This window comes from Mesonia sp. K4-1 (assembly GCF_008017825.1).
Taxonomy (GTDB): Bacteria; Bacteroidota; Bacteroidia; order Flavobacteriales; family Flavobacteriaceae; genus Mesonia.
Genome location: NZ_VRLS01000055.1, coordinates 1 through 5,034, shown reverse-complemented (window position 1 = coordinate 5,034; position 5,034 = coordinate 1). Strand labels below are relative to the sequence as shown.

Below are 5,034 nucleotides of genomic sequence, written 5' to 3'. Positions count from 1 at the left end.
CCCAACAACCCACAAAGTGGCTCCAACCCAGGTGGCGGGGGTGCAGGCCACGGTAACAATGAAGACCCAAGCAACACCACCATCACCAACCCTATACCTTGCTATAAGGTAAATGCTGATTGCCCAGAGCTAGTTGTAAAAGATCCTTGTGAAAAACTAAATGACCTTATACAGGATGATACTGCTAATAACGGTTTAGTTCCAAACATCAAACCGACCTTGGAAAATTTAAAAACTACATTAAGTCAACCAGGTGAAAACGGTGCACAATTTAAAAAGAATAACGGTTCTTATTCCAATGTAAATTTGCCTGCAACAACAGGTAACTCTATTTCGATTACCGCTGGTGGTGATAGTTATGGTGCAGCACACACACATCCATTTTCAACATTTCCCATGTTCTCTTGGTCTGATGTATATACACTATTCAATTTACATTGGCATTCAGAAGCTGATATTAAAGGTGATGTTACATTTATTCTAATAGCATACCCAACATTAGCATCGGCACAACCCAATGTATACTCAATAACAGTTGATAATTTTAATGCTTTCAGAAGTAAAATCAACGCAAATTTGAATGCTATTGTGGCGGAAAGAAAAGACCTTACTATGACATCTCCTCTAAAAGATAAAATAGAAGCTTTAAACGAAAAACTTGGAGAAGAATATAGAGCAGACACTAATTATGAAAAAGTATTTTTAGAACAATTTGGAGATCATAATATTTCGATGTATAAAGCCAATGAGGATATTACCGATTGGTCTGAATTGGAATTAAACGAATCGTTAGGTACAGTTTTTGAAACACCTTGTAATTAATAACCACTATAAAAATAAATAATTATGAAAACAATATATATTACAACCATTATACTTTTATCTTCTTTTCCCTTATTTTCACAGTCGCCCACTGTGAATATTGAAGATATGCCTTCTTTTTTTAAAGATGGAGGAGGTGTTGAAAATACATATTACAAAGACGTTAACAATTTTATGGATCCCTTTGAGGGGACTTGGTTATATACCAATGGAAACACCTCTTTCAAAATTGTTCTAGTAAAAGAAACGATGCAATATACAGGTAAGTTTTACACAGACTATGTTGTTGGGGAGTATCAATATGTAGAAAATGGAACAGAGATAGCCAACACACTTGCTAACACAGATCCATATAATATTGGAATAGGCGGCGATTCATTCTTGAAGCCGGAGCATAGACCTGTTTGTAATGATTGCCCAGCAAATGAGAGAAGGCTTCAAGTAACTATTCATGACAGAATAAGTGGATTAAACGGAACTTTCACTTTAAAATTAACAACGGTCAATGGTCAACCTGCTATTGAGGGGTTTATTTGGGGAAGTGGCCCAACCGTTATAATAGAAGGTAATCCACCTGCATATACAGAAATGGTAATTCCTACAGGGACATTTACTTTTATTAAACAGTAAAACAAATAACTCCAGAGCTTAATCAAGCTTTGGAGTTTTAATTATGAAAATAATATATATAATAATATTTGCAATTACTTTTTCTTTTACATCATTCGGTCAATCTCCTATTATAGATATTGAACAAAAACCTTCTTTTAGAAATACCGTTGCTAATACGTATTATAAAGACGTTAACAATTTTATGGATCCCTTTGAGGGGACTTGGCTATATACCAATGGAAACACTTCTTATAAAATTGTATTGAGAAAAGAAGAAATGGTATATACAGGGAAGTATTATAAAGACTATATAAAAGGAGAATATCAATATATAGAAAACGGAATAGAGATAGCCAACACACTTGCGAACACAGATCCATATAATATTGGAATAAGTGGCGATTCATTTTTAAAACCGGAGCATAGGCCTGTTTGTAATGATTGTCCAGCAAATGAGAGGAGAGTTCAGGTTACTATTTATGATAGAATAAGTGGATTAAACGGAACTATCACTTTAAAATTAACAACAGTTAATGGACAACCTGCTATTGAGGGATTTATTTGGGGAGAAGGACCTTATGTAATAATAGAAGGTAATCCACCTGCATATACAGAAATGGTAATTCCTACAGGGACATTTACTTTTATTAAACAGTAATTTTATAAAATTTTTAAACCTTTAAGCAAACCTCAACCTTAACCCGTTGGGTTTTGTATTTTAAGAGAGTAAAAAAATCTTTATTAGAAATGCTAAAAGAAAATGATATGGGAATAACCTTATTTGAAACCGATGCTACTTTTGAAGATTTTACTAAAATAGAATTGAATGAAAATAATACTGATATAGACCCAGAAACCTGTAATTAAAAAACTGAAAAATCATGAAAAACTTATTATATATTTTATTATTTATATTCATAAGCCTAAGCTCTTGTAAGGCACAACTAGTAGTTAACTTAAACACTTTTAACCAAGTTGAAGACGATGGAAAGTATTTTAAAGACCTAGACCATAATTTTGACCCTTTTATAGGGACGTGGGAGTATCAAACAGGTAATACCATTTTTAGAGTACATTTATGGAAAAATGAAATGGAAGAATGTGAAAATGGTAATGCTCCTTCATATTATATAGATACTATTAAAGGACATTATGAAATTGTTCAAATAGACCAGTTTGGGCAAGAAACAATTATAAAAACATCTAATAAAAACGTAAAAAATACCTCTACTCCTTATCCACCTATTATAAGAATCAGTTCTACAGACGGTCAATATGCAGGTGGCACCATCCTAAATAATACGGTACCCAATAGTTCCCGTTTTTCTGCTTTTGGCATAGAGGGTTCTATTACCTTAACCATTATACCAAATACGTCCCCCCTGCAAGCCACTTGGGCTGGTGAGGTTAGAAACTCTTTACAGTTAGATGATTACCCTACAGATTTTAGTTTCCCTAACAATATTGTTTTAACCAAACAATAATTTTATAAAATTTAATTTTTACACAACACCCAACATTAACCCGTTGGGTTTTGTATTTTTAGAATGATGAAAAAAATAACTTTAATACTAAGTCTTTGCTTACTCTCTCTATGTTGCAAAGCACAAAGCCCCATCGTGTCTTTTAGAGACTATTATGTAAACGATACTGATGATTTAGGAAATATGTACATAAAAGATACCGAAGGCTTGCTGAACCCCTATATAGGTACTTGGGTATGGCAAAGCGGGAATGACCTAATTACCATCGAATTTGAAAAAATTGATATGGAATATTATACCGATTCCAGAATAAGTCTGTATAGAGATAGAATAAAAGGAAAAGTTAAATATGTTGAAAACGGGCAAGAAGTTTTTAATAGTATTACCGCTGGAGAATACCTTTTAACTATTAGCAAACCTATGCCTACAAATCAAAAAATTAGCTTTACTTTTAAAGATCCTCTAATGAGTTCTAAATATGGGCATGTAGAAATTACGCTAATCAATAATAACACCCAAATAAAGTTTTATTTAAGAAACAGGGAAGGGCCCCGATTAATATTACCGGGAGAAACTGCAGAAGACCCAGATTTTTCTATGCCTAAAAGAACAGAGTTTATTCTCACCAAGCAATAATTTTATACTACTTAAATTTTAACCAAAACCCAACCTTAACCCGTTGGGTTTTGTATTTTTAGAGGAAAAAGGCATTAATGAAATTGGGGTCTATAAGGCCAATTTAAATAGCAATAATGATATAGAAAATTGGGATAAACTTGAATATAACCCTAATAATACAAACAGCCCTATCAATGAAGTTCCTTGCGAATAAAAAAATAAATACGATGAAAACAATAACAATAATATGTACACTTATATTTTTAGTGAATTGTAAAGCACAAACTCCAATACTACCTAGATATGATAACGAGGCTTTCGGAAGTATTGAAGGAGCTTATTATAAAGATACATTTAACGATTTTAACGGTTTTGAAGGCACGTGGCAATATACCAATGGGAATACTACATTTAAAATGATATTACAAAAAAAAGAAATGGCACAATATATAAGCCCCATGAGTGGGAGAAGCTATTATGAAGATTTACTAATTGGAGAATATAAATATGTAGAAAACGGAGTGGAAAAAGTAAACACACTTAGTTTCTTATCCAATAATTATACTAATCCTTATGAACATTACATTGCTGGTGGTTCAATAGAAAAATATGATCCCAATGTGAGTGGTATCTGTATAGGTTGTAATCTTGGAGAGATTAAAGTAAGTCTTGTTTTAAGAGAACCAAATGTAGAAATACCAGGAGCTTATATTAGAATATTCTTTAGGCATTTTGTAGAAAACGGGGTAGAAAAACTAGAAGCAGAAGCGTCTATGTATGGTAACCCTACCTATAATATAAATGACCCCAACCCTACTTTTGATGAGTATAGCTTACCTTTAGGTACTACATTTATTTTAGTGAAACAGTAATTTTATTACAAATAGTTTTAACAAAAAACCCAACCTTAATCCGTTGGGTTTTGTATTTTTAGGATATGAAAAAAATAACTTTAATACTAAGCCTTTCCCTACTTTTTCTATGTTGCAACCCAATAAAAACTTTACCTGGACGCTTTTAGCTCAACGAAAACTCACCAATTATTTAGATCTCAACCTATCCTATTTTGAACGCAGACGCCATATATACGGGAAGCGTACAATTAAGGGCTTATTTTTTAAAGAGAAACTTAAAATGTAGTCATAAAAATAGTTGTGTTTATAAATTATTTGGTTTAGTTTTAAGAACTTATTAAACTTAAAACCAGTTTATTTATGAACCAAAACAACAAAACAAAAATCCCCCCCCCGCAAAATTAAGGCCAAAGGGTTTAAAATGGGGTAGGTATTTTAGCATTCTTCTCATGTTTTCTTTTACTTTTTATAGTTGTCAAGACGATGATTTTCTAGAAAGGGAGACCAATACACAAAAGAGCGCTATACAGCATAGTTCTCAAAGTTTTAGCGAACTAGAAAATAACCCTCAATTTATTTCTGCTTATCATCAACTTAGTAAACAATTGGCGCAAAAGAGCAATGTAAGCGGTAAAGGAGGAGAA

General features: G+C 32.6%; 9 protein-coding genes. All 9 read left to right on the top strand.

Features of this window, described 5'->3' with window-relative positions:
- Positions 1 to 822 (top strand): hypothetical protein (locus FT986_RS15950; RefSeq protein WP_187248610.1); only part of this gene is annotated, 822 nt, incomplete at its 5' end.
- Positions 823 to 846: 24 nt separating this feature from the next.
- The gene (locus FT986_RS10130) at positions 847 to 1,452 is read left to right on the top strand and encodes a DUF6705 family protein (protein ID WP_147864941.1); all 606 of its coding nucleotides are present in this window, start codon (positions 847 to 849) and stop codon (positions 1,450 to 1,452) included.
- 43 nt (positions 1,453 to 1,495) lie between these two features.
- Positions 1,496 to 2,092 carry a DUF6705 family protein gene (locus FT986_RS10125; RefSeq protein WP_147864940.1) on the top strand — a complete coding sequence of 199 codons (597 nt, stop codon included), beginning with the start codon at positions 1,496 to 1,498 and terminating at the stop codon, positions 2,090 to 2,092.
- Between the two features lie 53 nt (positions 2,093 to 2,145).
- Complete coding sequence (locus FT986_RS15945) at positions 2,146 to 2,301, top strand: hypothetical protein (RefSeq protein ID WP_187248609.1); 156 nt, start codon at positions 2,146 to 2,148, stop codon at positions 2,299 to 2,301.
- A 14-nt stretch (positions 2,302 to 2,315) separates the two neighbouring features.
- Positions 2,316 to 2,918 (top strand): DUF6705 family protein, encoded by a 603-nt coding sequence (locus FT986_RS10120; RefSeq protein WP_147864939.1) that lies wholly within the window; start codon positions 2,316 to 2,318, stop codon positions 2,916 to 2,918.
- 63 nt (positions 2,919 to 2,981) lie between these two features.
- Positions 2,982 to 3,554 carry a DUF6705 family protein gene (locus FT986_RS10115; protein WP_222706196.1) on the top strand — a complete coding sequence of 191 codons (573 nt, stop codon included), beginning with the start codon at positions 2,982 to 2,984 and terminating at the stop codon, positions 3,552 to 3,554.
- Between the two features lie 43 nt (positions 3,555 to 3,597).
- Positions 3,598 to 3,750 (top strand): hypothetical protein, encoded by a 153-nt coding sequence (locus FT986_RS15940; RefSeq protein WP_187248608.1) that lies wholly within the window; start codon positions 3,598 to 3,600, stop codon positions 3,748 to 3,750.
- A 13-nt stretch (positions 3,751 to 3,763) separates the two neighbouring features.
- Positions 3,764 to 4,408, top strand: coding sequence for a DUF6705 family protein (locus FT986_RS10110; RefSeq protein ID WP_147864937.1), 645 nt, complete (start codon positions 3,764 to 3,766; stop codon positions 4,406 to 4,408).
- 431 nt (positions 4,409 to 4,839) lie between these two features.
- A partial coding sequence (locus FT986_RS10105; RefSeq protein ID WP_147864936.1) for a hypothetical protein occupies positions 4,840 to 5,034 on the top strand: 195 nt, incomplete at its 3' end.